Genomic DNA, 2387 nt, shown 5'->3' with positions numbered 1-2387 from the left:
CTCCAAAGCTTCTGAACCAATCTGGCGATCCTTGCCATTGGCTATATCTAAAGAAACATCGCGGCTTCCATCAGCTTTATAACCATAACAACTGTCTGTATTAGCCTGACAACCAAGATAAGTGTTTTTATAAGCCGTTGCCCCTAAATTGGTCAGCACATTGGCGTGGATATCGGCATTTCCCCCTGCTCTCATAGAGCTATAATGGTTGTCAATGGTATCAGCGTTAATGATGAGATTGCCACTAGATTGTATTACCCCCGAAACAGTTGGTTTATGCGAAAATGCTTGTGTGACAGTCTTTTCTGTCATATGTGACCAGTCTTCGTTTATTGACCCAAACCATCCTCCCTTCCGCCGAGAACCATTCCATTGGTAGCGTTTTACGGACTTTTGATCATAGACAGGCTTAAATTCCCAAGTAAAAGCCTTATAGACTGTTCCATCGCTTGAAATTGCGGTGCCATAGGTTTCTTCTTTGCTCGACCAAAGAGGAACATCCAAGAAAATTTTTACGTGCCCTTTAAAAGGTCCGGTATGACTTTGATGTTCGTGCCCTTGTCCCCAAAGGTTGGGACCATCTTGATATAACATCCCATCACTGAGCCTATCAGAACCCTCTGGTTTTTGGAAAGAAATATCGCTATATTTGGTTTTTTCCGTGATGACAGGCGTGCTATCAGCTTCGTTTTTCAGGGTGTTGGTTTGGATATTTAAGTTTCCACCAGCTTGAATAAAGCCTGCTTTGNTTCAGGGTGTTGGTTTGGATATTTAAGTTTCCACCAGCTTGAATAAAGCCTGCTTTGTTGACAAGCGAAAGGCTTTTTCCGCTGCCAGCCGCATTGGTGAAACCCAAATCACCCTCTGCCATTATGGTGCCAAAATCATTCAACAAAGCCCCATCAACTTGTAAAGCACCATTGCCCTTCACATAGATTAAACCCGTTTTGTTGTTGGTCACATCCCCCGTCACGCTAAAGACTAAATCCTGCCCCGATGCCAATTGACCGCTATTTCCAAGCTCCCCCGTTTTGATCACGAAATCTCTGGCTGCTAAAACAGAAGTTGTCTCATCAACCATAACGCTTGGAGCAACAAAAAGAATATCTCCAGTCCCTCCCTGATCTGTCACGGCTTGTAGCCGCGCATGGTGAATATCAAGGGCATTGGTGCTGTTAAAATCTAAACCGCCATAAGCCAATTCGCTCTCTGAGACATCAATATGATCTGCAATTAAATACAGCGTTTGCGGCGTGTAAATAGGAGAACGATTATTGCTTAAATCGAGAGTGTTTGCTGTCAATCTCACATCCCCCTCAGCAGACAGCACATTCTCAACACTGATCTCTCCTGATAACGATGTCAATGTTGCGTTGCCATAGCCTATGAACTGATCATAATAGATGTCGTTGCCTGCAAAAATTTCAATATTGCCACCACTGGCAATCTGACCAACCTTCACCCCTTCTTTTGCTGTAATCAAAAGAAAACCGTTTTTATCTAAAACAAGATCCCCTGAACCGCCCGTAGAAACGACACCTGTCATCAGTGTGCCAGCATCAAGGCTGCCAACCTTTAAAACAGCTTTTTCACCCGTCATCAGCGAAGAAAAGTCAACCGCCCCACCCTCAATATTTGCCTTACCATAGGCTAAAAGTTGTCTAAAATGAACGGGAGCATTTGTTTCTGGTTGTGCTTGAATGGCAACATTTTGATGCGACAGAATTGTTTGAGAAACAGATAGCCCATTATGAGAAACCAGGGTGATATCTCCTGCCCCATAAACACTTTCAGCGACAATCGCACCTTGACTGCTCTGGAGATCAACATCCCCTTGGGTGCCAAGAACAACAACACCAGTAGCACCCGTTGCCGCCATATCAACCCCACCGGCTAAAAGCTGCGCCTGTATATCACCACCGGCATGCGCCTTGAGGTTCCCTTGCGCTAAAACAATCCCCTCAAGCTTCAAGTCTCCGCCCGATTCAAGAGCCATATCAGCACCTGACCCTAGCCCTGAAACTTGAAGTGTCTGGCGCGAAGACAGCTCCATATTGCCCCCAGAGGTTGCCTTACCGGCAATCGATAAAAGCCCATCCTGCGCCTCTATCTTCAAATGACCATCAGCACCAACCGTTTCTAACGTCACATCCTTATGGGCGGCAATATCAATATGCTTTTTCGAGGTGATGTGCTTTGCCAATACGCTCTGGCTTTTCGATTTGAGGACAACACCCCCATGACCAAAAACATTTTTCAACGAGATTTTCCCATCAGCAGAAAGATGCAACTGCCCCGCATTGGCGGCCATATCATGGCGCATGCGAACCCCAACACCTTTTTCTGTTGCCACAAGTTTTATTCTGTCCGCCTGTAGAGCCCCCAAA

The 2387-nt window shown here is 45.6% G+C and carries 1 pseudogene; it reads right to left on the bottom strand.

The features are described from left to right. Positions 1–2387: pseudogene (locus ACFIMK_RS04330) on the bottom strand (filamentous hemagglutinin); the annotation flags it as partial.

The organism is Bartonella sp. AP280QHHD (assembly GCF_042196125.1).
Taxonomy (GTDB): Bacteria; Pseudomonadota; Alphaproteobacteria; order Rhizobiales; family Rhizobiaceae; genus Bartonella.
The sequence above is the reverse complement of the archived record's forward strand: the minus strand, read 5'-3'. Positions and strand labels throughout refer to the sequence as shown.